General features: G+C 64.3%; 21 protein-coding genes and 1 riboswitch. Of the genes, 10 read left to right on the forward strand and 11 right to left on the reverse strand.

Going from position 1 to position 25,408, the window contains the following annotated elements:
- Positions 1-95: 95 nt before the first annotated feature.
- A complete protein-coding gene (locus ACVOLS_RS02880) occupies positions 96-977 on the forward strand; it encodes a T6SS immunity protein Tli4 family protein (protein ID WP_481544395.1) in 882 nt (293 codons plus the stop codon).
- 320 nt (positions 978-1,297) lie between these two features.
- Here the strand turns inward: ACVOLS_RS02880 and ACVOLS_RS02885 are convergent, their stop codons facing one another.
- Positions 1,298-1,660 (reverse strand): VOC family protein, encoded by a 363-nt coding sequence (locus ACVOLS_RS02885; protein ID WP_481544396.1) that lies wholly within the window; start codon positions 1,658-1,660, stop codon positions 1,298-1,300.
- 141 nt (positions 1,661-1,801) lie between these two features.
- On the opposite strand from ACVOLS_RS02885, the gene ACVOLS_RS02890 reads away from it, so the two are divergent.
- A complete protein-coding gene (locus ACVOLS_RS02890) occupies positions 1,802-2,566 on the forward strand; it encodes an SDR family oxidoreductase (RefSeq protein WP_481544397.1) in 765 nt (254 codons plus the stop codon).
- A 129-nt stretch (positions 2,567-2,695) separates the two neighbouring features.
- On the opposite strand, the gene ACVOLS_RS02895 is transcribed toward ACVOLS_RS02890, so the two are convergent.
- The 4 genes from ACVOLS_RS02895 to ahcY form a co-directional block, all read right to left on the reverse strand.
- A complete protein-coding gene (locus ACVOLS_RS02895) occupies positions 2,696-3,151 on the reverse strand; it encodes a GyrI-like domain-containing protein (protein ID WP_481544398.1) in 456 nt (151 codons plus the stop codon).
- Between the two features lie 66 nt (positions 3,152-3,217).
- On the reverse strand, positions 3,218-3,433 hold the full coding sequence (locus tag ACVOLS_RS02900; protein WP_481544399.1) for a DUF4287 domain-containing protein: 216 nt from the start codon (positions 3,431-3,433) through the stop codon (positions 3,218-3,220).
- Between the two features lie 61 nt (positions 3,434-3,494).
- Entirely contained in the window at positions 3,495-4,295 is an 801-nt protein-coding gene (locus ACVOLS_RS02905) for an aminoglycoside adenylyltransferase family protein (RefSeq protein WP_481544400.1), read from the reverse strand.
- A gap of 235 nt (positions 4,296-4,530) precedes the next feature.
- The gene (ahcY, locus tag ACVOLS_RS02910) at positions 4,531-5,976 is read right to left on the reverse strand and encodes an adenosylhomocysteinase (RefSeq protein WP_481544401.1); all 1,446 of its coding nucleotides are present in this window, start codon (positions 5,974-5,976) and stop codon (positions 4,531-4,533) included.
- A 32-nt stretch (positions 5,977-6,008) separates the two neighbouring features.
- Positions 6,009-6,127: riboswitch (S-adenosyl-L-homocysteine riboswitch) on the reverse strand.
- Positions 6,128-6,243: 116 nt separating this feature from the next.
- Here ahcY and ACVOLS_RS02915 point away from each other — a divergent pair.
- Positions 6,244-8,745 (forward strand): alpha/beta hydrolase family protein, encoded by a 2,502-nt coding sequence (locus ACVOLS_RS02915; protein ID WP_481544402.1) that lies wholly within the window; start codon positions 6,244-6,246, stop codon positions 8,743-8,745.
- A 441-nt stretch (positions 8,746-9,186) separates the two neighbouring features.
- On the forward strand, positions 9,187-11,898 hold the full coding sequence (gene ppc / locus ACVOLS_RS02920; protein WP_481544403.1) for a phosphoenolpyruvate carboxylase: 2,712 nt from the start codon (positions 9,187-9,189) through the stop codon (positions 11,896-11,898).
- Between the two features lie 160 nt (positions 11,899-12,058).
- Here ppc and ACVOLS_RS02925 read toward each other — a convergent pair whose 3' ends face one another.
- The 6 genes from ACVOLS_RS02925 to metK form a co-directional block, all read right to left on the reverse strand.
- Positions 12,059-12,580 (reverse strand): acyl-CoA thioesterase, encoded by a 522-nt coding sequence (locus ACVOLS_RS02925; protein WP_303748927.1) that lies wholly within the window; start codon positions 12,578-12,580, stop codon positions 12,059-12,061.
- Between the two features lie 182 nt (positions 12,581-12,762).
- Positions 12,763-13,665 (reverse strand): phosphatidate cytidylyltransferase, encoded by a 903-nt coding sequence (locus ACVOLS_RS02930; RefSeq protein WP_481514052.1) that lies wholly within the window; start codon positions 13,663-13,665, stop codon positions 12,763-12,765.
- Positions 13,666-13,742: 77 nt separating this feature from the next.
- The gene (locus ACVOLS_RS02935; RefSeq protein ID WP_303748928.1) at positions 13,743-14,336 is read right to left on the reverse strand and encodes a lysophospholipid acyltransferase family protein; all 594 of its coding nucleotides are present in this window, start codon (positions 14,334-14,336) and stop codon (positions 13,743-13,745) included.
- Positions 14,336-14,959, reverse strand: coding sequence for a CDP-alcohol phosphatidyltransferase family protein (locus ACVOLS_RS02940; RefSeq protein ID WP_481544404.1), 624 nt, complete (start codon positions 14,957-14,959; stop codon positions 14,336-14,338). The genes ACVOLS_RS02935 and ACVOLS_RS02940 overlap by 1 nt, the downstream gene beginning before the upstream one ends.
- Positions 14,960-15,386: 427 nt before the next feature.
- Positions 15,387-16,601: a DUF1444 domain-containing protein gene (locus ACVOLS_RS02945; protein ID WP_481544405.1), complete on the reverse strand. Its 1,215-nt coding sequence runs from the start codon at positions 16,599-16,601 to the stop codon at positions 15,387-15,389.
- 129 nt (positions 16,602-16,730) lie between these two features.
- Positions 16,731-17,966 carry a methionine adenosyltransferase gene (gene metK / locus ACVOLS_RS02950; RefSeq protein WP_296247203.1) on the reverse strand — a complete coding sequence of 412 codons (1,236 nt, stop codon included), beginning with the start codon at positions 17,964-17,966 and terminating at the stop codon, positions 16,731-16,733.
- 194 nt (positions 17,967-18,160) lie between these two features.
- Here metK and olsF point away from each other — a divergent pair, with 194 nt between their 5' ends.
- From olsF to ACVOLS_RS02980, 6 genes are all read left to right on the forward strand, one after another.
- Positions 18,161-19,873, forward strand: coding sequence for a bifunctional ornithine lipid synthase OlsF (olsF, locus tag ACVOLS_RS02955; protein ID WP_481544406.1), 1,713 nt, complete (start codon positions 18,161-18,163; stop codon positions 19,871-19,873).
- Positions 19,870-20,673 carry a UDP-2,3-diacylglucosamine diphosphatase gene (locus ACVOLS_RS02960; RefSeq protein ID WP_481544407.1) on the forward strand — a complete coding sequence of 268 codons (804 nt, stop codon included), beginning with the start codon at positions 19,870-19,872 and terminating at the stop codon, positions 20,671-20,673. Before olsF ends, ACVOLS_RS02960 begins: the two co-directional genes overlap by 4 nt.
- 66 nt (positions 20,674-20,739) lie before the next feature.
- Positions 20,740-22,125: a TolC family protein gene (locus ACVOLS_RS02965; RefSeq protein ID WP_481544422.1), complete on the forward strand. Its 1,386-nt coding sequence runs from the start codon at positions 20,740-20,742 to the stop codon at positions 22,123-22,125.
- Complete coding sequence (locus ACVOLS_RS02970) at positions 22,122-23,132, forward strand: HlyD family secretion protein (RefSeq protein ID WP_481544408.1); 1,011 nt, start codon at positions 22,122-22,124, stop codon at positions 23,130-23,132. Before ACVOLS_RS02965 ends, ACVOLS_RS02970 begins: the two co-directional genes overlap by 4 nt.
- Positions 23,117-24,280 (forward strand): ABC transporter permease, encoded by a 1,164-nt coding sequence (locus ACVOLS_RS02975; protein WP_481544409.1) that lies wholly within the window; start codon positions 23,117-23,119, stop codon positions 24,278-24,280. Before ACVOLS_RS02970 ends, ACVOLS_RS02975 begins: the two co-directional genes overlap by 16 nt.
- Entirely contained in the window at positions 24,277-25,389 is a 1,113-nt protein-coding gene (locus ACVOLS_RS02980) for an ABC transporter permease (protein WP_481544410.1), read from the forward strand. Before ACVOLS_RS02975 ends, ACVOLS_RS02980 begins: the two co-directional genes overlap by 4 nt.
- Positions 25,390-25,408: the final 19 nt, after the last annotated feature.

Genomic DNA, 25,408 nt, shown 5'->3' on the forward strand with positions numbered 1-25,408 from the left:
GGCGACCGCTCTTGCATGGCGTGCTGGCTGCAGTACTACTGACCTTTGCCTCGGGCGGCGTTGCCGGCGCGGCACCGAAACGACAGGGAAGCGAAATGAAGACTTTGTGCGTTGGCCGATTCCTGCTGGATGTGCCTGCTGCGACCTCGATCCAGCCCGGTTACATGTATGCACGCAAGAAGGTGGAGACGACTACCGGTGTATCTGCGGAGGCGTTCCGTCAGCGCGTGGCTGCGCGCATCGCTGCGCTGAAGGCAGCGCGGCATCGTGCGGGTGAGTCCATGTCGGTCAGTGAAACGCGTATTGACGATGATGCGGTGTTGGTGACGTCCTGGCTCAGCGAGAGCAGTCGCGCTGGTCATCGCCAGGAGCTTTACGTGCTGGACCCAGCGCACAACGTGCAATACCTGGTCAGTGGCGAGACTGAAGCGGCGAAGCTTCCTGCCGCGATTGAGAACTACCGCGCCTTGCGGCCAAGGATCAGCTACCGCGATCCCAACACCATTCCGACCACCGCGGGATTCTGCGTCGACTCGGGTTTCATTGCGGGCAATCGCATCAACAGCGAGGAGATGACCATCGGCCTGCGTCCGCGTGCGCATCCGGGCGCGCGCATGACCTTGATGTCATATGTCACCGGCAACCCTGACAAGCCCTTGCTGCAGCGTGCCTCCGACCTGCCGCCGGAATATGCAGCCGCCGCAGCGCGGATGCGCAATCTGCGCCGTGGTGAGCGCAACGTAGGGCCGATCCAGGGGCAGGAGATTCTTGCCCATGCAGAAGCTGACGGGGGCAAGATGTATGCCTTCCTGTGGGAATCGCAGGGACGTGCGGAGTCCTTGCAGTTCCCGTTCCTGTCGCTGCAGCTGCTGACCGAAGAGAAGGCCGATGCACCGGCATTCCGCGATGACGCACAGGCGCTGGGGCTGTGGGATCAAGTGCTGGGCAGCCTGCGCCTGCGCCCGGGGGCGATCTGAGTTTTGCTCGATTGTGGGAACGGCGTAAGCCGTGAAGCAGATGGCGCTGGAGCTTGCAGGTATTTGTGCCATCTGCAGATGTACCAGCTTCGCGGCTCATGCCGCTCCCACAACAGCAATCTTGGTTTTTCCGGCAGTTCAGGCTGCGTTTGCGGCCACGCGCAATCTGCATCTTTGAAGGAGCGGCGTAAGCCGCAAAGCTGATGGTGCTGAAACCCCCGACATTTGCACGGGTTGATGGTGCACCGGCTTCGCGGCTTAAGCCGCTCCTACAACAGCCCCGGTAAGCGTGCTCCAGGGCCCAGCATCCTGGCGAACCCTCAAAGCTCCTGCCCAAACATGATCCTGTGGCCGTCGATCGTGCGCACTCCGAACTCACGCATGCCCCACGGCTTGTCAGCGAGCGGCTGGGTGAATTCCGCGCCCGCCGCTTGGTACTCATCAAACAGACTGCTGGCGTCTGCCACGGTTATGTAGCCATACCAGGAGTGATCACCAAGCGCATGCGGTGGCGTAGCGTCGATGCATTCGCCCAGCATTATCCGGAAGCTGCCGCGCGACATGAAAATCCAGCCGGGCGCAGTGAAATCCATTTGCAGGCCAAGCACTGAAGCGTAGTAGTCAGTGGACTTTGCCAGATCCTGCACAGCGAGGGTAAAGCGCACATCGGTGAAGTCGCTCATCTCATTTCCTGCGGTGTGATATCAGCCATCGCGCGTTGACTCCGGTTGCAGCTGTTGGACCTTGGCTTTGGTGTCCGAATCTGGCGGGCAATACTGCCGTCATGGATGCAGCATGCAGCTCCCTTGTCGATTGGAGCTTACATGAAGCAGCTACATGGAAAGGTTGCGATCATCACCGGAGCCAGTTCCGGTATTGGCCGTGCTGCAGCAGTGTTGTTCGCCGCAGAAGGCGCGGCCCTTGTGCTGGGAGCGCGGCGCGCTGCCGAGTTGGATCGGCTTGTCGCGGAGATTGCCGGAAGTGGCGGCACTGCGGTGTGTCTGCCGGGCGATGTCTGCGAAGAGGCCTATGCAAAGGCCTTGGTCGATTTGGCCTTGGACCGGTTCGGTCGACTGGACGTGGCCTTCAACAATGCCGGCACGATGGGGCCATTGGGGCCGACACCCGGGCTGGCATTGGTCGATTGGCAGCGTACGTTGGATACCAACCTCACCGCGATGTTCCTGTCCGCCAAGCATCAGGTCCCGGCGATGCTGCGCGGCGGCAGAGGCAGCCTGATATTTACTTCAACCTTTGTCGGGCATACGGTGGGTTTCGCCGGTGCTGCGGCCTATGCAGCCAGCAAGTCCGGCATCATCGGGCTGACCCAGGCATTGGCATCGGAGTTCGGACCGCAGGGGTTGCGGGTGAATGCCTTGTTGCCCGGTGGCACCGATACACCGATGGCGCATGAAATGAATGGCTCAGCGGAAGCGATGGCGCAGGTGGCGCAGTTGCATGCACTGAAGCGAATTGCCGATCCAGGTGAGTTGGCGGCGGCGGCGATGTTCCTGGCCTCGGACCAGTCTTCATTCATGACCGGCGCGGCAATGCTGGTGGATGGTGGGGTGTCCATTCATCGCGGTTGATGCCGGGGGCGCATGCGAAACGGGCGCCGGGCGGCGCCTGTTCGCTTTGCTTGGCCGGAGTGCATGGAGCTGCTGAACCTCCCGCACTCCCAGAACAGGAGTCGGTGAGCAAGCTGCCTGTCTTGCCGATCAATGGATCGGGATATGCAGTTCCATCTGCGATTCCGGATCGAACGGATCGTCAAAGCGTGCGTCGTAACGTTCCAGGTCAACGCCGTCTTTTGCCTGTAGGCCGTGATCGGCCAGCAAGTGATCGTAGATTGCCTGGAACGTTGCGCTGATCTGCGGTGCGGTGCCAGTGTGGGTATAAACGGCATAGCGTTGCGCGGGAACCTGGACGTGGACCATGCCTTCCGGAATGACCGCTTCCTCGCTCACCTCGAAACCGGTGATGTAGCGCAGCGTGCCGTCGGCCTGCGGTATGCAGACGCCGTAGCTGACGACGGGATCGATCTTGCCGGTGACTTCATTTTCGCGCGGGATGAAGCGTTGCCAGAGTTCGGCATAGCCATCTTCGCCTTCGCGGAAGATTGCTTCCATGCCGATGACGTTGAAGGCCGGGCGCTCGATGAGGGTGGGTTGCATGTTGGGAGTTCTTGTCCGGGAGGTGCTGGCGTGTTGCTGTCGCGTGGGGAGCTTGGTATGCGCCTGTCAGCTTCCGCTCTGCGCCCGCTGGTAAGCGACCAGTGCGTTGGCATGACCGTGGCCGATATCGTGTTGTTCTTTCAGGAAGGCCACCTGTTCCATGTGCTTCTTGTCCTTGACCGTCTCCAGCTGCTGCAGCCAGTGCCTTATCGGTTTGCCGTAAGTCTTCTCGATGGACGGGAAATACGATGCCGGACCTTGGACTTTTTCGCTGCTGGCCATCTGCGTTTCCATGAAGGGGGGATGCTGGGCAATGATGCGGCAAAGGTCGTTTGTTGGCGACTCAGCTGGTGCCTGCCTGCAGGATCTCCGTGATGCGCGCCTTGGCGGTGTGAATGAAAGCGGCCAGTGGAGCGGCGGGCCAGAGGGGAGGGCTGTCGGTTGGCGCGAGATACTCCTGCCGTGCCTGCCTGATAAAGGCGTGATGCTGCTCCGGCAGATGCTGCAGCAGCCACTCCGCGGCGACATCCTTCGGCGCGATGCTTCCGGTCTGTGCGCTGTACCAGATGCGTGCCAATGTGAGCACGATGTTTGCTTCCTCGCCGTGCCAGTCGTCTGCGGTGCTCCACAGCGTCAGGGTATCAGCCAGCGCCCGCTGGAAGTCGCGCTCGGGCACGGAGGGAAGTAGTTCCATGAGGGCTGGGCCGTACAGGGCGATGCTGTGCTGACGGGCCTTGGTCAGGAGGATGGCGAGGTCGGGGTCCGGCGTGGGCGATTCCAGGACGTCGGCGAGGATGTCCTGCCGCAGCCATTCGCCGAACTGCAGCTCGCGCCGTGCTGGATGGCGCCAGGGCTTCACGTCGGCTTGCGTGATTACCGTCGCTTCCAGTGCACGCAGTGTTGGATGTTGGCCGGGCGGCGCGGAGATGGCCAGCAGCTCGCGCTGCAGTTGTCGCAAGGTGGCAGTGTCGGGATGCTGGGCCACGATCACCAGTAGATCGATATCGCTGAGTGGCTTCAAACCACCGTCGAGTGCGGACCCGTAGAGGTAAATAGCGAGCAAGTTGACTGCCAGCTGCTGCCGGATCACGTCGCAGGCGAGGGCGAGTTGTGCGGTGATGGCTTCGGGGACAGGTGCAGTCATGGCGGCGGCAGGCAATCGTGTTGGGACGATTGTGCCGCAAACAGAACGGACGCCTTGCGGCGCCCGTTCTTTGCAAAGCTTGCCTTCACTCCAACCCTTCCAGCGTGCGCAAGAAGACTGTAGTGCCGAGCCATGCTCGGCAGGGGCTTTACCGGACCTGCTAAAAGCTGCCCTCACCCCAACCCCTCTCCCGCGGGCGGGAGAGGGGCTAAAGCAAAGGCAAAGGCTTTGCCGATCAGTAGCGGTAGTGGTCCGGCTTGAACGGGCCGTCGACCGGGACGCCGATGTAATCGGCCTGTTCCTGGCTCAGGGTGGTCAGCTTCACGCCAATCTTTTCCAGGTGCAGACGGGCAACTTCTTCGTCCAGCTTCTTCGGCAGCAGGTACACCTTGTTTTCGTAGCTGTCCTTGTTCGCCCACAGGTCGATCTGTGCGAGAGTCTGGTTGGCAAACGAGTTGGACATCACGAAGCTCGGGTGGCCGGTGGCGCAGCCGAGGTTGACCAGGCGGCCTTCGGCCAGCAGGAAGATCGCGTTGCCGTTCGGGAAGATGTACTTGTCCACCTGCGGCTTGATGTTGACGTGCTGCACGCCCTTGTAAGCCACCAGCGCATCGACCTGGATTTCATTGTCGAAGTGACCAATGTTGCAGACGATGGCCTGGTCCTTCATCGCGCTCAGGTGCTCGATGCGGATGATGTCCTTGTTGCCGGTGGTGGTGACGTACAGGTCAGCACGGCCCAGTGTGGATTCGATGGTGTTGACCTCGAAGCCTTCCATCGCGGCCTGCAGGGCGCAGATCGGGTCGATCTCGGTGACCACCACGCGCGCGCCGTAGGCACGCAGCGAAGCGGCGCAACCCTTGCCGACGTCGCCGTAACCGCAGACCACGGCAACCTTGCCGGCCAGCATCACGTCCATCGCACGCTTCAGGCCATCGGCCAGCGACTCGCGGCAGCCGTACAGGTTGTCGAACTTGCTCTTGGTGACCGAGTCGTTGACGTTGATCGCCGGGATCAGCAGGGTGCCGGCCTGGGCCAGCTGGTACAGGCGGTGCACGCCGGTGGTGGTCTCTTCGGAGACGCCCTTCCAATCCTTGACCACGCGGCCCCAGTAACCCGGGCGCTCGGTTGCAACGCGCTTGAGCAGGTTCTTGATGACCTGTTCTTCGTGCGAGGAAGCCGGCTCGTTGACCCAGTTGCTGCCGTTCTCGAGCTCATAGCCCTTGTGGATCAGCAGGGTGACGTCGCCACCGTCGTCGACCACCAGCTCCGGACCGGTCAGGGTGCCGTCAGCCAGGGTGAAGGTCAGCGCGTCCAGGGTGCAGTCCCAATATTCTTCCAGCGACTCGCCCTTCCATGCGAACACCGGCGTGCCGGTGGCGGCAATCGCGGCGGCAGCGTGGTCCTGGGTCGAGAAGATGTTGCACGAAGCCCAACGCACTTCGGCGCCGATGTCCTTCAGCGTTTCGATCAGCACGGCGGTCTGGATGGTCATGTGCAGCGAGCCGGTCACGCGCACGCCCTTCAGCGGCAGCTCGGCCTGGTACTTGCGACGGATCGACATCAGGCCCGGCATTTCGTGCTCGGCGATGTCCAGTTCCTTGCGGCCCCAATCGGACAGCGAGATATCGCGAATCTTGTAATCACCTTCCTGCGAGAAGGTAGCGGCAACAGCGTTCATTTAGAGCTCCGGTGTGGTGCGAGCAGGCTCGCGTTCGCCGGGCGCCGTTGTTGCGTGAAAGCCGTCCGAGCCTGGCCGTTTGGGAAGTCCGTGCAAGAACACGGGCTGTAGTGGACGGTTCCACCCAACGGTCGCAGCGCCCCTCGGAACGGGCCGCTCAGTATATCGCGCCGACGCGCCCACGCCGCGGGCCCAACCAACGGCAGGGGCCAGCGTCGATGGGGATTGTTAAGTTGGGGGATTGTTTCCGTCCAATAGGAATGCGCCATGAATCTGTCCCCCCATCGCCGTCGCCGCGCCTCGGCCGCACTGGTGCTGTGCGCCGGCCTGTTGCTGGCGGTGCCGCCGGTCATGGCGCTGACCCCGCTGCAGGTGCCGAAGGGCGCCCAGCAGGGCGAAGGCTACCGGTTGCCGTCGGCCGCGCTGCAGGCGGTGGTGGATGCCCCACGCGCGCCCAGCCTGTACCTGTCGCCCAAGGGTGACCTGACTGCGCTGCTGCAGATCCCGGCGCTGCCGTCCATCGCCCAGGTCGCTGCCCCGGAGCTGAAGCTGGCCGGCCTGCGCATTCACCCCAAGACCGTCTCCGACAGCCGTTTCTCGTTCGGCAGCAAGCTGTGGCTGGCGTCCAACATCGATGGCAAGGAGCGCCAGATCAGCGGCCTGCCGCAACCGCTGTCGGTGGCTGCACTGACCTGGTCGCCGGACCAGAAGTACCTCGCGTTCAACCAGCTGAACCCAGCGACCGGCGCCAATGAGCTGTGGCTGGTGGATGTGGAGGCCGGCAGTGCGCGTCGTGTTGCCGAGCGCCTGAACAGCATCGTCGGCAGTGGCTATGCCTGGTTGCCGGGCAGCGATGCGCTGCTGGTCATGCAGCGCCCGGCGGGACAGGGCGCGCCGCCGCAGGGTGATGGCGTGCCGACCGGCCCTGCCGTGCAGCAGACCGAGGCCGGGCAGGGCGTGCGCTCGGTGCGGACCTACCAGGACATGTTGAAGAACGAGGATGACGCGCGCCTGTTCGAGTACTACATGCAGGCGCAGCCGGTGCGGGTGTCGATCAACGGTGACAGTGCCCCGGTTGGGGCGGCTGGCATCTATCTGGGCCTGACTGCATCGCCTGATGGCAAGTACCTGTTGAGCCAGCGCGTGCAGCGGCCGTTCTCCTATGCGGTGCCAGTCAGCCGCTTCCCGCGCAACATCGAAGTACTGGATGCCCAGGGCAAGCTGGTGCACACCGTGGCGCGTCTGCCGCTGGTGGACGGGCTGCCGACCGGCAACGATGCGGTTGCCACCGGCGTGCGCTCGATCAGCTGGCGTGCCGATGCGCCGGCCTCGCTGGTGTGGGCAGAGGCACAGGATGGCGGTGACCCCTCGCGTGAGGCCAAGGTGCGCGATGCGGTGCTGCTGCAGGCCGCGCCGTTCGACAAGCCGCCGGTGACGCTGGCGCAGCTGGGCTCGCGCTATGCAGGGGTTACCTGGGCCAATGGCGAATTGGCGCTGCTGGATGAGTACTGGTGGAAGAGCCGCCAGATGAAGCAGTGGAAGATCGCCCCGGATCACCTCGATCAGGCGGCAACCTTGCTGGTCCAGCGTTCGGAAGATGATCGCTACAGCGACCCGGGTGAGCCGGTGTTGCACACCGATGCTGCTGGCCGTTCGCGGCTGCAGCTGAGCGCCGATGGCAACAGTTTCTACCGTATCGGCGAGGGCGCGTCGGCCGAAGGTGATCGTCCGTTCCTGGACCGCGTTGAGCTTGCCAGCGGCAAGAGCGTGCGCGTGTTCCAGTCGCAGGCGCCGTACTACGAAATGCCCTTGAGCATCAGCGAAGGCGAGGGTGGCCGCATCCTCACGTACCGTGAATCCAACGACGTACCGGCCAACCTGATCGCCCGTGGCCTGACGGCAGATGCGCAGCCGGTGGAACTCACACACTTCGCGCATCCGCTGCCGGCATTGCGTGGGGTGAAGAAGGAGCAGATCCGCTACAAGCGTGCCGACGGTGTGGAACTCACCGCCGACCTGCTGCTGCCGCCCGGCTACGACGTAAAGAAGGACGGTCCGCGTCCGGTGCTGATGTGGGCCTACCCGGCCGAGTTCAAATCCGCGGCCGATGCCAGCCAGGTCAGCGGCTCCAGGTATCGTTTCAACGCCGTCAGTTACTGGGGCCCGCAGGCCTTCCTCGCCAAGGGCTATGTGGTGCTGAACAACCCAACGATGCCGATCGTTGGCGAAGGCGACACCGAGCCGAATGACACCTATGTGCAGCAGCTGGTTGCCAGCGCACAGGCGGCGGTCGATGAAGTGGTGAAGCGCGGTGTTGGTGATCGTGAGCGCATCGCAGTGGGTGGTCATTCCTATGGCGCCTTCATGACCGCGAACCTGTTGGCGCATACGCGTCTGTTCAAGGCGGGCATTGCGCGCTCGGGTGCATACAACCGTACGCTGACGCCGTTCGGCTTCCAGGCCGAAGAGCGCAACTACTGGCAGGCGCAGGACGTGTACCAGAAGATGTCGCCGTTCAATTACGCCGACAAGATCAAGGATCCGATCCTGTTCATCCACGGCGTTGACGACAACAACTCCGGTACCTTCCCGATCCAGAGCGAGCGCATGTTCGCTGCGGTGAAGGGCTTGGGTGGCACCTCGCGGCTGGTGATGCTGCCGAACGAATCGCATGGCTACCGCGCACGCGAATCGATCATGACCATGCTGGCCGAAAGCGAAGACTGGCTGGACCAATGGTTGGGTGCTGAAGCCGGCAAGAAGCGCTGACGTGTGGTTGCTGCCCCCGCGCCTTCGGCGCAGGGGCAGCAATGTAGTGCCGAGCCATGCTCGGCAGGGGCGTTACCGGTCAAAGCAAAAAGCCGCCCTCACCCCAACCCCCGCTCCGCGCCCCGGCCCTTGCGCTGGCGCAAGTTCGTTCAACAGGGGCACAAACCGATGGTTTGTAAACGCCCCTCTTTCACCCCGCAAGCGGGCGAGGGGCTTTGAGCAAGAGCGAAGCAACGTACTGCCGAGCATGGCTCGGCACTACAGGTGAAGCGATGTTTCGTCATGTCCTCGAACTGACTGTTTCGCCATGCGTTCCTGTCCAAAAGGACAGCCGCCAGACAACATTCAAATGCAACTGTTTCAGGTTTGGTGCACTGCAAAATTGTGCTGATTTTTGCGGTAGGCTTGACGGGTTTCCGCTCTCCAGGCTCTACGTCTTCGATGAACGAGTACCGCAGCAGCGTTGTCTTCGCCACCCCCGACCTGCCCCTGCGCGACGATGTGCGCCGCCTTGGCACAATGGTTGGCGATCTGATTTCCGAACAGGTATCGCCCGGCTTCCTCGATGAAGTGGAAGACGTGCGCACGGCCGCCATTGCCCGCCGCGAAAGCCAGGCACCGCTGCTCTCGCTGAGCACCCAGCTGGCTGGCCGCTCGCCGCGCGATGCCGAAGCGCTGGTGCGTGCATTCAGCACTTATTTCCAGGTGGTCAACATTGCCGAGCGCGTGCATCGCATCCGCCGTCGCCGTGACTACCAACGCGCAGGCACCAAGCGCCCGCAACCAGAAGGCCTGCATGACGCGCTGCTCGCACTGAAGGCGCAGGGCGTGACGCCGGAAGAACTGGCGCAGTGGCTGCCGCAGATCGATATCGAGCCGGTGTTCACCGCGCACCCGACCGAAGCCGTGCGCCGTGCCCTGCTGGAAAAAGAACAGCTGATGGTTGCCGCGCTGGTCGACAACCTCGACGGTCAACGCACGCCCGGCGAGCAGGCCGCTGATGCCGCACGTTTCCGCATGGCCTTGACCGCGTCATGGCAGACCGCCGATTCCTCGCCGGTGCGGCCAACGGTTGATGACGAACGCGAGCACGTTGGCTTCTACCTGACGCGCGTGTTGTACCGGGTGATCCCGGTGTTCTACGAATCGCTGGAACAGGCCGTGCGCGATACCTGGGGCAGGACCCTGCCGCTGCCGCGCCTGCTGCGTTTTGGTACCTGGGTTGGCGGCGACATGGACGGCAACCCGAACGTGGATGCCGGCACGATCACCACTACCTTGAACGCACAGCGCAGCGCCGTATTGGGCCTGTACCTGAAGGATATGCTTGCGCTGGCCAGCCTGCTCAGCCAGTCGATCGAACTGGTTGGCGTCAGCGATGAAGTGCTGGCGCGTGTGCAGGAATACCAGCAGCTGCTGCCGCAGGTGAAGTCGCGTCCACGTCATGCTGACATGCCGTATCGCCTGCTCAACGACCGCATGCGTGCGCGCCTGCAGGCGACGCTGGAAGATGCCCCCGGCGCTTATGCATCACCGGAAGAATTCATCCACGACATCCAGCTGATCCTCGACAGTCTCGACGCCAACAAGGGCAAGCATGCCGGCTGGTTCTCGGTGCGTCGTCTGCTGTGGCGCGTGCGTACCTTCGGTTTCCATCTGGCACGCCTGGATGTGCGGCAGGAATCCAGCGTGCATTCACGCGCGCTGGCCGAGGTGCTGGGCGGGCAGGACGCATTCGATGCGCTGGACGATGTCGCCCGCGGACAACTGCTGTCGCCGTATGCCGCTGGTACGGAAGTTCTGGGGCGTGGCGACGATGAAGCCGGCCAACGTCTGGATAAGGTGTTTGCTGCACTGGCCGATGCGCGCCGCCGACATGGTGCCGATGCGCTGGGCAGCTACATCATCTCGATGGCGCATGATCGCGGCGATGTGCTCGCAGTGCTCGCTTTGGCGCGGCGTGGTGGTTTGCTGGACGCAGACAGCGCAGTGCCGCTGGATATCGCGCCGCTGTTTGAAACCGTCGATGACCTGCAGCGCGGTACCGCCACCTTGCGTGACCTCCTTGCCGATCCGGTCTACCGCGCACATCTGGCCGCCCGCAACGATGTGCAGATGGTGATGTTGGGTTACTCGGACAGCGGCAAGGACGGGGGTATCGCCGCTTCGCGCTGGGGTCTGCAGCATGCGCAGGTCGAACTGCTTGAAACCGCTGCGGAATTCGGCGTCAAGCTGACCTTCTTCCATGGCCGCGGTGGTTCGATCAGCCGCGGTGGCACCAAGACCACGCACGCAGTGAACGCCTCCCCGCGTGGCAGCATCGGTGGACGCCTGCGCGTCACCGAGCAGGGCGAGGTGATCCATCGCAAGTACGGCATCCGTGCGCTGGCGTTGCGTTCGCTGGAACAGTCTGCCGGTGCGGTACTGCGCGCAAGCCTGCGGCCGCGCGCCGCCGAGCCGCGCGAAGAGCAGTGGAAGCCGGTGATGGCGCAGGTTGCCGAGCAGAGTTCCGTCGCCTATCGCGCGTTTGTCGGTGACGCGCAGTTCATGAGTTATTTCCGCCAGGCCACGCCGATCGATGTGATCGAACGGATGACGCTGGGTTCACGGCCGTCGCGGCGCCTGGGCCAGGATGCGGCGCTGACCAACCTGCGCGCGATTCCGTGGGTATTCGCATGGAGCCAGGCGCGTGCGGTGATTCCGGGTTGGTTCGGTGTCGGCAGTGGCCTGCAGGCCGCTGCAGATGCAGGGCATGAACAAACGCTGCGCGAGATGGCGCACGACTGGCCGTTCTTCGAGACTTTCCTCGATGACATGTCGATGGTGTTGAGCAAGGGCGACATCCATATCGCCGAGCAGTTCTCCAAACTGGCAGGTCCGCTGCATGAGCAGTTTTTCCCGCTGATCCGCGAGGAGCTGGCGTTGACCGCACATTGGGTGAAGCGCTTGAGTGGCCAGCAGGAGTTGCTGGAGCAGGACCCGCGGCTGGCGTTGTCGATCCGCCTGCGCAATCCCTACATCGACCCGATAAGCATCCTGCAGGTCGACCTGCTGCAGCGCTGGCGCGCAAGCGACCGCCAGGACGAAGGCCTGCTGCGTGCACTGGTAGCCTGCGTGAACGGTGTATCGCAAGGCGTGCAGAACACCGGCTGACGCCTTTCCTGTAGTGCCGAGCCATGCTCGGCAGGGGCTCTACCAGCAAAGCCCAACCGTAGTGCCGAGCCATGCTCGGCAAGGGGCTCTACTAGCAATGCCCCTGCCGAGCATGGCTCGGCACTACAGATATCGGCCAGCTTCGCGGCTTACGCCGCGCCTACAATCGGGGCACCGACAGATCGGCTTCACCGGACGGATTGCTCTGCAGCAGCTCCAGATGCCGCTGCTCCATCTCCTGGCGCAGCTGGCGACGGATCTGCGCGGCGGCGAAGCGACGCTTCTCGTCGCTGTTCTCCGGCTGCAGCGTCGGCACCGGGGTCGGCCGGCCATCCTCGTCCACCGCCACCATGGTGAAGAAGCAGCTATTGGCGTGGCGCACTGCGCCCTTGCGGATGTCTTCGGCAACGACCTTGATGCCGACTTCCATCGATGAGTTGCCGGTGTAGTTGACCGAAGCCAGGAAGGTGACCAACTCGCCGACGGCAATCGGTTGGCGGAAGGTCACCTGGTCCACGGACAGCGTCACCACGTAGTTGCCGGCATAGCGGCTGGCGCAGGCGTAGGCGACCTGGTCGAGCAGGCGCAGGATCGCACCGCCGTGGACCTTGCCGGAAAAGTTGGCCATCTCCGGTGACATCAGGACGGTCATCGACAGCTGGTGGGCTTTGTGTTCGCTCATGGCGGTTACTGCGATTGCGGGAAGAGCAGGCTACACCGTAGTGCCGAGCCATGCTCGGCAGAAGCTTCACCTGTAGTGCCGAGCCATGCTCGGCAGAAGCTTCACCTGTAGTGCCGAGCCATGCTCGGCAGGGGCATTCCCGGTACAGCCCCTTGCCGAGCATGGCTCGGCACTACAGGGGCTTACTGGAAGTTGTAGCGCACCACGTGGAAGAACACCGGCGCGGAGAACACCACCGAATCCAATCGGTCGAGGATGCCGCCATGGCCTTCGATCATCTCGCCCCAGTCCTTGGCGCCGAGGCTGCGTTTCACTGCAGACAACGCCAAGCCACCAAGGAAGCCACAGATCACGATCAGCAGCGACAACGCCGCCGACTGTAGCGGTGAGAACGGGGTGATCCAGTACAGTGCGGCGCCAACAGCGGTTGCAGCGAGACCGCCACCGACCAGGCCTTCAACTGTCTTCGACGGGCTGACCAAGGGTGCAAGCAGGTGTTTGCCGAACAGCTTGCCGAACACGTACTGCAGGACGTCGCTGAGCTGTACCACCAACAGCAGGTAGAACAGCAGCATCAGGTTCTGCCCCTCGTAGCCGGGAATGCGCAGCAGCATCAGTGCCGGTGCGTGGCTGAGGCAGAATACAGTGAGCATCACGCCCCACTGGATCTTGGTGTTGCGTTCCAGGAAGTTCTCGGTGTCACCCGACAATGCCGATACCGCTGGCAGCGCGAGGAAACCGTACACCGGGATGCACATGACGAACAGGCCGTACCAGTCGATGCCGATCAGCCAGTACTGCAGCGGAATGGCGATGTAGAAACACAGGCACAGAGCGAGATGGTCGCCACGTCGTGTTGGCGTCAGTGAGATGAATTCACGCAGCGCAAAGAACGACAGCAGGCCGAAGAACACCAGCGTGGCGATCTTGCCCAGCACGAAGCAGAACAGCAGCACCGCGGCCATCACCCACCACGCACGGATGCGCGCGTTGAGGTTGTCGACCACTGAGCCGGGTTTGATCCGGCCAAGGATGAAGCCGATCGAGCTGGCGAGTATCAGCACGCCGAACACACCGCCGATCATCCACCAGAAGCTGGGCGGTGCGCGCTCGATGGCCTGCTGCAGGAAACTGCCCAATGGCAGCTGTTGGAAGACGTTGTTCATGCCAGCTCCACCACCGCGTTGCGCGCGCGTTCCAGGAACTGCGCCTTGTCTTCACCGGGAATGCGGCTGAGGGGCGCGCCGAAGCGCGCGGTACACACCAGCGGCACCGGCACCATGCTGCCCTTGGGCAGCGCGCGGCGCGCGTTGTCCAGGTAGACCGGAACCAGTTCCACGTGCGGGTACTGCTGGGCCAGATGGAACAGGCCGGCCTTGAACGGCTGCGGCAAGGGCTCGTGGTTGCGGGTGCCTTCCGGGAACAGGATCAACGAATCACCTGCATCCAGTGCGTCATGCAGCGGCTGCAGCGGATCGCCTTCACACTTGCTGCGGTCACGTTCGATCAGCACCGCATTGAAGCCCTTGTCGGCGATGATCTTGCGCACGCCTTTGCTCCAGTAGTCGCGCGCGGCGACCGGGCGGGTGTGTTCTCGCAGTGCTGGCGGCAGTGCTGACCACAACGCGACTGTATCCAGATGACTGGCGTGGTTGGCGAAGTAAATGCGTTGAGTGTCGTTGGGGCGGCTGCCAACCCAGCGCGGGTAGGCACCAATGAAGATCTTGACGGCGGCGACCAGCAGGCTTGAGAGCATCAGTTGCCTGCCTTGAGTTGCGCGGCGATGGCGCGGGTACGGGTGATGCAGGTCAGCAGCGAGCCGGCGGCGATGATGATGGCGGCGGCTGGGAGTGTGTAATGCGTGTGCGTGCTCAACTGCTCGATGATGGCCAGTACGCAGGCTGCAGTGAGCACGAACATGCGGTGTTGTTTGGCCATCGGGCCACGAAAGTCCTGGGCCAGGCCGAGGCTGGCGCCGGACAGACGCACATAGGCGGTAAGCGCGGCAAGCAAGGCGCCAAGCCAGCCCAACCAGGGCATGCCGGCGGCATAGCCGAGCGCGACGATCAGCAGGGAGTCGGCGATACGGTCCGGGTATTCGTTGTAGAGCGTGCCGGTCGGTGTCTGCTTGCCGCCTTCCATCGCCACCATGCCGTCGAGCAGGTTGCAGATCAGGCGCAGCTGGATGCCGACGGCACAGGCGATAAGCCCGGGTATGCCTGGCCAATACAGCAGCGCAGCGGCGCCACCTGCAGCGAAGAAGATGCTGAGTACCGAAATCTGGTTCGGTGTGATTGAGGAGCGTGCCAACGCGGCGCTGAGGGCACGGGCCCAGCCGGTGGAACGGGCGGCAATTGGTCTACGGTCTTCCTTTCCCATGGGCCGATGGTAGTGCATTGGTTGTTATGGGGAACAGAGAGGAGGTGGCGGGGCTGCTGGGATGGGTCTGTCGAAGGGCTTTGAGCGCTGTTCTGGGTTCGGCTTCTGCTTTGGCTTTGGCTTTGGCTTTGGCTTTGGCAGTTGCTTTGGCAGTTGCTGTGGCAGTTGCTGTTTGCTGTCCCTTCTCCCGCCTGCGGGAGAAGGTGCCCGGAGGGCGGATGAGGGGGCTCTTGAGTTTTAGCTTTTTGTCTTTGCTGGATAGAGAGCCAAAACGAAAGCCAAAGCTGCCCTCATCCCAACCCTTCTCCCGCAGGCGGGAGAAGGGCTAAAGCAAATGCAAAAGCAACAGCCAAAGCCAAAGCCAACAAAAAAGCTGCCCTCGCAGGCAGCTTTCTTTGCTCAAACACCATCAGCGCAGGAAACCAGCTCAGATCACCTGCAGTCGCGCGCGCGTCTCTGCATCGGGGAATCCAAGCGTGAGATAACGCGGTGGGTGGATGTGCCGGGTGTCTTCACGCAGCAGGTGGCCGAGCACGGGTTGCGCCAGCTCCCAATCAACCATCAGGGTCTCGGCTTCCGCGCCATCCACAGGCATCACCAGAACCAATCGGTCGGTACGTGGAAGTGAGCTCGCCACCCCATCAGTCCAGGCGCACAGCGAAACCCGGTCTTCGTTGTGGACCATGAAACTGGCGACAAATACGTCTTCTTCATGCTTCTGGTGCACGCGCTCCAGCAGCTGCTTCTGCAGCGCATAGGCGTCGGCGTTGAGTTCAATCCGCAGTTGCCGCTGCTGCTCGCGCAGTCCTGCATCCACCAGTGCGTGCGGATGCAGCTGGCCGTCGTCGTAACGCAGCACTTCCCAGGAAATCACGCGACCATCGGCAAACGCATTGGCGGCCAGTTCCAGCATGTGGGTTTGCCCCTGCAGGTCGCCTTCACCGGTGACCAGCAATACGTCACGCGTAGCCAACATGAAAACCGGTAGCCCAGCGACCGGCACCCGGTGCAGCAGATCGGGTAGCAGCGCGCGGCTGCTGTCGTAAGCGTCGCCCCAAGCGGCCTGGTAGACGCCGGGCATTACCTCGACGAAAGGCTCGTCGGGACTTTGCCGCAGATTGGCGCGGGCGATGGCCAAGGCCTGGTCGAAGTCGACGCCCCAGGCCGCTTCCGGTCCGCGGGTGAGGGTGGCGGTGTGGTCGGGATGGTCTACCGCCAGCAGCTCGACGCACTCTTCGCTCAGGCGCCGGTACTGCAGCTGCATCGGCGGCGCGTCCCAGCCATCCTGCTCGGCATGGTGCAGGCTGATTTCCTCAAGCTGGGTGATGCTGCGGATCAAGGGGCGCAGCATGGGCCGGGTCTGCTCCCAGCTCATCGCGGCATCGTTGTCATGGATGCCAAGCAAGCTGCTGAAGGATTGCAAGGCCTTGCGCTGCTGTCCGCGCGGAGCGCCCATGTAGGCGTGGTAGGCGTTGTGCAGGTTGAAGTAGGAGCCGTTGGCATGGCGGATGCGGAAGGTATCCGCTTCGTATTCCAGTTCATGCGGGTAGCCATTGCTGCGCACCGCGTCCATGAACTTGCGGGCAAACTGGTCCTGGTCGGGTTTGTCCTTGAACAGATTGCCGAAAAGTGCTGAAAACATGCCAACCCTCCCTGTGTATGCAGAGCAATGGTGTGCGGGCACATCGGTACTTGGCAAGCGCGGTTGTACAAAAAGCAGACGGGCCGCTTGCGCGGCCCGTCCGGGTAGTGCTTTTACCTGCCGCTGGACTTACTTCAGCTTGGCAGCCTTGCGCAGGGCTTCGGCACGGTCGGTGTTCTCCCAGGAGAACGCAGTCGCGTTCTGGGTCTTGCCGTCGCCGTCGACGTACGAGAATTCCTTCGGCTTGCGGCCGAAGTGGCCGTAGGCAGCGGTCTGCTGGTACATCGGGTGGATCAGGTCCAGCATCTTGATGATGCCGTACGGACGCAGGTCGAAGTGGGCGCGGATCAGCTTCTCGATCTGTGCGTCCGGAATCTTGCCGGTGCCGAAGGTGGTGACCGAGATCGAGGTCGGCTCGGCCACGCCGATGGCGTAGGAGACCTGCACTTCGCACTTGTCGGCCAGGCCGGCGGCAACTACGTTCTTGGCGACGTAACGGGCAGCGTAAGCGGCCGAACGGTCAACCTTGGACGGGTCCTTACCGGAGAACGCGCCACCACCGTGACGGGCCATGCCGCCGTAGGTGTCGACGATGATCTTGCGACCGGTCAGGCCGCAATCGCCCACCGGACCGCCGATCACGAAGATACCGGTCGGGTTGATGTGCACCTTGTTCTTCGGCAGCTTGTCCAGCCATGCCTTCGGCAGCACCGGCTTGAGGATGTGCTCGCGCACGGCCTCGACCAGGTCCTTCTGCTTCACGCCCGGATCGTGCTGGGTCGACAGCACCACGGCGTCCAGACCTTCGATCTTGCCGTCCTGGCCGTAACGCAGGGTCACCTGGCTCTTGGCGTCCGGGCGCAGCCACGGCAACGGCGAGTTCTTCTTCTTGCGGACCTTGGCCTGCTGCTCGACCAGACGGTGCGAGTAGTAGATCGGCGCCGGCATGAATTCCGGGGCTTCATTGCAGGCATAGCCGAACATCAGGCCCTGGTCACCAGCGCCTTGCTCTTCCGGCTTCTTGGCCTTCTTGTTGGTGCCGTCAACGCCGGCAGCAATGTCAGGCGACTGCTTGCCCAGCATATTGATGATGGCGCAGGTGTGGCCGTCGAAGCCGACATTGGAGTTGTCGTAGCCGATCTCGTTGATGACGTTGCGGGTCAGTTCTTCGATATCGACCCACGCCGAGGTGGTCACTTCGCCGGCGACAATCGCCGCACCGGTCTTGACCAGGGTTTCGCAGGCCACGCGGGCGCGCTTGTCCTGGGCCAGGATCGCGTCCAGCACCGCATCGGAGATCTGGTCGGCAATCTTGTCCGGATGGCCTTCGGAGACCGATTCGGAGGTGAACAGGTAGCTGGACATCGGGCTATATATCCCTTGATTCGGATGGAAAGATGGGCGCGCATCATACACGGTCGGCACCTTGACGGAATAGTGCCGAAGTGTCTGTTGCCATCCGGTTAAGGCTTGGTCACCGGATTGCCGCAAAACCGCAACCAGCCTGCCTTGTAGCGGGCGCAGGCTCCCGGCCAATGGGCCGACAGGGAGACCTCGCCATGCAACAGATCGCGCAGCGCCTGCAGCAACGCTATCCCGATTGGTTCCACGGCCCGCGCCGCCACCTGGCCCGGCCGCTGCTGCGCACAGTGGGGCGCTGGTCACGTTTCGACCAGATGGACGCCTTCCTGCAGCGCAGCGCCGGCCTGCAGGGCTTCCCCTTCGTCAGCGCGGCGCTGGGCTTCCTCGATGCCGGTTATGCGGTGGATGCGGCAGCGCTGGCGCGGATTCCGGCCAGCGGTCGCCTGCTGATCGTCGCCAACCACCCGTCCGGGGCGCTGGATGCGCTGGCCTTGCTGGATGCGGTGGGCCGGGTCCGCAACGACGTGCGGATCATCGCCAACGACATGCTGCTGGAGCTGGAGCCGTTGCGTGAGCTGCTGCTGCCCGTTCGCATCCTCGGCGGCCGTGCCCAGCGGGCCAGCCTGCAGGCAGTGGAACAGGCACTGCAGGCCGAGCAGTGCGTGATCGTGTTCCCGGCCGGTGAGGTCTCGCGGCTGTCGCTGCAGGGTATCCGCGACGGCCGCTGGAACCGCGGTTTCGTCCGTTTCGCCCGTGCCTGCGACACGCCGGTGCTGCCGGTGCGGGTGCAGGCGCGCAACTCGGCCCTGTTCTACGGCGCCTCGGCGCTGTTCAAGCCTGCAGGTACCGCCTTGCTGGCGCGGGAGATGTTTGCCCGCCGCAAGCGCCCGCTGCGCCTGCAGATTGGCCAGCTGATGCGGCTGGATGCGCAACAGGACCCGGCACGGCAGCTGCAGGCGGTGCGGGACGCGCTGTACGCACTGGGCAAGGAGCAGCAGGGCGCCGAACTGCGCGAGAACGGTCCGCAGTCGCTGGCTGAGCCGGTTGCAGCCGCAGACGTCGCCGCCGCCATCGAGGCGACGGAGCTGCTCGGCCAGACCAGCGACGGCAAGCAGATCCGCCTGGCCCACTGCGCCGCCAACTCACCCTTGCTGCTGGAGCTGGGTCGGCTGCGTGAGCTGACCTTCCGCGAAGTGGGCGAGGGTACCGGCCGCAGCCACGATCTGGATGATTTCGACCCGCTCTACCAGCACATCGTGGTCTGGGACGCGCCCGCCGAGCGCATTGCCGGTGCCTACCGGGTCATGCGCGGCGCACCGGCCTTGGCACGCAGTGGCCTGCAGGGCCTGTATACCGCCAGCCTGTTCCGCTACTCCGACGATGCCATCCCGCGCATTGCCGAAGGCATGGAGCTGGGCCGCAGCTTCGTGGTGCCCGACTACTGGGGCAGCCGTAGCCTGGACTACCTGTGGCAGGGCATTGGTGCCTACCTCGCCAGCCAGCCGGGGGTGCGCTATCTGTTTGGCGCGGTGTCGATCAGCGCTGCCTTGCCGCGCGAGGCGCGCGAGCAGCTGGTGGCCTATTACCAGCAGTACTACGGCGCCGCTCGCAGCCTGGCCGAGTCGAACCGGCCCTTCCAGTACTTCGCCGCGCCGCCGAGTTTCGGTGAGCTGGATACGCAGGCCGCGTTCGACGTGCTCAAGGCCAACCTTGCGACGCTGGGCACCAGCGTGCCGACCTTGTACCGGCAGTACACCGACCTGTGTGAACCGGGCGGCGCGCGCTTCCTCGCGTTCGGCGTGGATCCGGATTTCAGCGATTCCATCGACGGCCTGATCGAGGTGGACCTGCAGGCCATCCGCCCACACAAACGCAAACGCTATCTGCGTGATGCCGGAGCAACGGCATGAGTGCGGTGCCGCTGCTGCCGCCGCACAGGAGAGCCGTGTTCATCTCCGACACGCATCTGGGTGCACGTTACTGCCACGCCGCCGAGTTGGCGCGCTTCCTTGGCAGTCTCCGTTGCGAACGCCTGTATCTGGTCGGCGACATCGTCGACCTGTGGTGGCTTTCCCATAAACGTGCGACCTGGCAACAGGCGCACAACGATGTGATCGAAGCCTTGCATGCGCTGCGTCGTGCGGGCACCGAGATCATCTACATCCCCGGCAATCACGATGCACCACTGCGCCGCACTTGCGGCCTGATGCTGCCGGCCATGCAGGTGCGGCGCCGTGCCATCCACACCACCGCCGATGGCCGGCGCCTGTTGGTCGTGCATGGTGATGACTACGACGGCGCCACCCATTTCGGTGGGCTGCAGGAGCGCTTTGGTGACTGGCTGTATTACCGCATCCTCACCGGCAACCGTCTGCTCAACGCCGCGCGGCGCAGGCTTGGCCTGCGCTACTGGTCGCTGTCGGAATTCCTCAAGCGGCAGAGCGGCGCAGCCGAGCGCTATATCGAGCGCTTCGTGCAGGCCGGGTTGGCCGACGTGCGCCGGCGCGGGCTGGACGGCATCATCTGCGGCCACATCCACCGCGCGGCGCTGGTCGAGCGCGATGGCCTGGTCTACGCCAACGACGGCGACTGGGTGGAAAGCCTGACCGCGCTGGCCGAAGACCCGGATGGCAGCCTGCGTCTGCTCGATCATTCCGGCCGCAGCCTGGTCTGTTTGCCGGGAAGCCTGCGGCAGGCGCAGGCGGCCTGATCGCCCGGCTGACTTCTTCCTCACCCGTTGGGCGGCTATGCTGGGCCCAGCCAACGAGCAGGGAGTATCGGGGTGGCAGGCAAGCAACCAGCATCGGTCGCGATAGGGTTGTGTGTGCTGTGGATGCTGCTGGCACCGCCGGCAGTGGCGGCAGAGGTGGTGCCTGCCTTGAGTTACGAGCAGGCGCGGCAGCGCCTGGAGCAGGTGTCCGACGCGCTGGCCGCCGCCGATGCCGGCGTGCGCAACAAGCTGGACCTGCAGGATGCCAGCCGCTACCTGCGGCTGCCGGAAATCACCGCCGACGTGCGCCGCATGCAGTTCCAGAAGACCTTGAACCTGCCGCTGGGTTCACTGGCGCCGGTGGCCGAGGCATTCGGCATCGAGTCGCCGCTGGAGTTCGGCGAGCGTGACTGGCGCACGCGTCCAATTGTTACTGCCAGCGTGCCCTTGTACAGCGGTGGCTTGATTCCCGCTGCGCAAGGAGCTGCACAAGCGGCCAGCGAACTGGCCCAGGCCGATCGCGAACTGCAGCGACAGTCGTTGTCGTTGCAGTTGGTGCAGGCCTACTTCGGCCAGCAGTTGGCCGAGCAGGCGGTGCAGGTGCGCCGTGATGTACGTGATGGTTTGCAGCGGCATCTTGAGGATGCACAGAAACTCGAGCGCGAGGGCTTCGCCACCAAGGCGCAGCGTTTGCAGGCCAACGTCGCGCGTGACAAGGCCGAACGCGAATACCAGAAGGCCGTCAACGACCTGTCCACCCTGCAGCAGGCCTTGGCCACCTTGCTGCGTAGCGGCGGCACGGTTGCGACTACGTCGCCGCTGTTCGTGATCAATGGCCCGGTCGGTGCGCGTGAGGAGTTCGAGCGCAGCGCCCAGCAGCGGCATCCGCAGGTTGGCCGGCTGCGCGCGCTGACTGCGCAGGCCGAGCAGGGCGTGCGTGCGCAGCAGGCCAAGCTCAAGCCGCAGATCTATCTGTTCGGCCAGTACGACCTGCGCCGTCGCGATGCGTTGTTGACCGACGCCGACTGGGCCTTCGGTATCGGCCTGCGCTACACCTTCCTGTCGCCGACGGCGCGGCCGCTGCAGGTCAGCGCGGCGCGCGCGCAGCTGGAGCAGGCGCAATCGGGGCTGAGCGAAGTGGAGAACCAGTTGCAGCTTGGCGTCGGCAAGGCCTGGAACGAGCTGGAGACCGCCCGCGTGCAGTTCCAGCTGCTGGACAGCAGCATCGCCCAGGCGCAGGAAAACCTGCGCCTGCAGGAGCTGTCGTTCCGTGAAGGCCAGTCCACCTCGCTGGATGTGATCGACGCGCGGCTCGGCCTGGGGGGGGCGCAGGTGGAACGTGCACAGGCCGCCTATCAATTCGACGTGGCGCTGGCGCAGCTGCTGGAAGTGAGCGGACAGCTGCAACGTTTTGACGACTACCGCCAACGCGCGGACAAGGTGCTGGAATGAGCGATTCGCTGCAGGTGGAGACCAGTCCGCGGCAACGCCGCGTATTCCTGATTGCCGGCGTGGTGCTGCTGGTGCTGGTGGCGGTCGGTCTGTGGCTGGGCCTGCGCAGCCCGCCGGACCAGGTGCAGGGCATGGCCGATGCCGACAACGTCAACGTCGCCGCCAAGGTCACCGCGCGCCTGCAGCAGTTGCATGTGCGCGAAGGCGATCGGGTCAAGGCCGGGCAGGTGCTGTTCGATCTCGATAGCCCTGAAGTCGCCGCCAAGGAGCGCCAGGCCGACGCGGTGGTGGCTGCGGCTGCGGCGATGGCATCCAAGGCCGAGGAGGGCGCACGCAGCGAGGATATCCGCGCCGCCGAAGCCAACTGGAAGCGCGCACAGGCCGGCGCCGAACTGGCGACCAGTACCTTCCGCAGGCTCGACAATCTCTACGCCGAGGGCGTGGTAAGCCGGCAGAAGCGCGACGAAGCACAGGCGCAGGCGCGCAGTGCCAACGAACTGACCCGCGCTGCCCGCGCGCAGTACGACCTTGCCCTTGCCGGTGCACGGGTGCAGGACAAGGACGCGGCACTGGCACAGGTGCGGCAGGCCGAGGGTGCCAAGGCCGAGGTGGATGCGGCCCGCCAGGAAACCCAGGGCCGCGCGCCGCTGGCCGGCGAGGTCGGCAAGCGCATGGCCGATATCGGCGAGCTGGTGCCGGCCGGCTATCCGGTTTTCACCCTGGTCGACATCGATCACTTGTGGGTGGCATTGAACCTGCGCGAGGACCAGATGAACGGACTCAAGCCAGGCGCCCGCCTGCAGGGCACGATTCCGGCCCTGCAGGACCGCAGTGCAGCGTTCGAGGTGTATTTCATCAACCCGGCCGGTGACTACGCCACCTGGCGCAGCACGCGGCAGTCATCCGGCTATGACGTGCGCAGCTTTGAGGTGCGGGCGCGGCCGCAGCAGCCGATCGAAGGATTCCGGCCGGGCATGAGCGTGCTGTTTGCATGGCCGCAGGACTGACACCGGGCAAGGCCTTCGCCGCCTCGCTGCGGCGCGAGTTGCAGCACTGGCGCAGCGACCGCTGGGAGCTGGCTCTGGTGACGCTGCTGCCAGTGCTGTTGATGGCGCTGATGATGTGGTTGTTCTCCGGCTCGGTGCTGCGGCAGGTACCGATCGCCTTGGTTGATCTGGACCACAGCCCGACCAGCCGTGGCCTGGCACGCGCCATCGATGACAGCCCCGGCGTGCGGGTGGCAAGCCAACCGGCGTCGCTGCAGCAGGCGCAGGCGCAGCTGCGGGCGCTGGAAGTGTTTGCCATCGTGCTGGTGCCGCGCGACCTGAGCCGGCGCGCGCTGCGTGGCGAAGCCGTGCCGGTCTACGCCTTCTACAACGCCACCTACATGGCGACCGGGCAGTCTGCCGGGCGCGATATCGGCGACGCGGTGAGCGCCTACAACGCGCGCATGCTCAAGGAGCAGATCGCGCTGCAGGTTGGCCCGGCAAAACTGCGTGGGCCGCCGGTGACGGTGCAGGCGACGGTGCTGTACAACCCGGCGCGCAGCTATGAATTGTTCCTGCTGCCGCTGATCTTCCCGGCCATGCTGTCCCTGCTGGCCGCGCTCGCAGCCGGTGCCGCGTTTGGGCGCGAGCAGCGCGATGGTCTGCTCGGCGGCTGGTTGCAGCAACGGCCGTGGGCGGCGATGGCCGGCAAGCTGTTTCCGTATGTCGCGCTGTTCTCGCTGTATGGCGCGCTTGGCGTGCTGTATCTGGCCTATGTGCGCGGTGACGGCATGGCCGGCAGTCTGTGGCTGATGCTGCTGGCGCAGCCGCTGTTCTATCTGGCCTGCTGCAGTTTCGCGCTGCTGTTCATTGCCGTGACCCGCGACACCTGCACGGGCTTGTCGGCGGTGGGTCTGACGATTGGTACGGCGTTGGCGTTCTCCGGTGCCACCTTCCCGGTGATCGAGGCACCGTTGTTCACCCGTGTCTGGAACCTGTTGCTGCCGCTCACCGCCTATGTGCAGGTGCAGATGCAGCAGTTGTTCATGGGCGCGTCTTGGCAGATATCGCTGCGGCCACTGACGGTACTGCTGGTGATGAGCGTGGTGGCCGGTGGGCTGGGGGCCAGCCTGCTGCTGCGTGCGGCCCGCCAGCAGGCACGCGCATGAGCGGCTTCGTGACCAGCTTCCGCATCACCTTGCAGGCAATGTTCGCCGACCCGGCGGCGCGCGCGGTGATGATAGGCGCGGTGCTGCTGTACTCGTTCTTCTACCCGGCGGCGTATCGCCACCAGGTCGCCAGTGACCTGCCGATCGCGGTGGTGGATGCGGATCACAGCGCCAGCAGCCGCGAGCTGATCCGGCATGTGGACGCACTGCTCGCGGTGCGGGTGGTCAGCCAGCCGCCGGATCTGGCCCAGGCCAAACAGCAACTGCTGCGCGGCGAGGTGGATGGCATCGTGCTGATCCCGCAGCGGCTGGAGCGTGACATCCTGCGTGGCGGCAGCGGTCAACTGGTGTTGCTGGGCAACGGTGCCTACCTGAGCCGGGCCAGCACCATTCTCAACGGGCTGGCCGAGGGCATCACCGGCTTTGGTCGCCAGCAGGCGGTGCGCCAGACGGCGTTCATGGGCGCGCCGCAGGCAGCGCCGCTGCAACTGGTGCAGCGGCCGCTGTACAACACCCGCGAAGGCTATGGCAGCAGCGTGGTGCCCGGCGTATCGGAATTGATCGTGCACCAGACCCTGCTGCTCGGCATCGGTGTACTGCTGGGCAGCCGCCGCGCGCAGCTGGGCAGGCGATTGCAGTTCGACCTGCCGACCTTGTCGGGCATGGCCTTTGCATTCGTTGTGGTGGCGGTGTGCGGGCTGCTGTACTACGTCGGCTTCACTGCCTGGGCGCAGGACTACCCGCGCGGCGGCAATATCCCGGGAATGTTGTTGGCGGTGCTGCTGTTCGCGCTGGCGACGGTGCCGTTCGGGATGTTCATTGCCAGCTTCTTCGATACTCGCGAGCGTGCGTTCCAGTACGTCACCGCGGTGTCGATCCCGTTGTTCTTCCTGTCCAACCTGTCGTGGCCGACCATCGCCTCACCGCCGACCCTGGTGGCGTTGGCCAAGCTGTTGCCGACCACGGCCGGCATCAATGCCATCGTCCGCACCCAGCAGTTGGGTGCGCGCTTGCCGGAGATAGCTGGCGAGCTGCTCAACCTGCTGTTGCTGGCGCTGCTGTACGGCGGCCTGATGCTGTGGCGACTGCATGGCAAGCGGCAGCGCTGAGCGCAGCGTTGGCTGCTAG

It is taken from the genome of Stenotrophomonas sp. STEN038, from assembly GCF_056759895.1.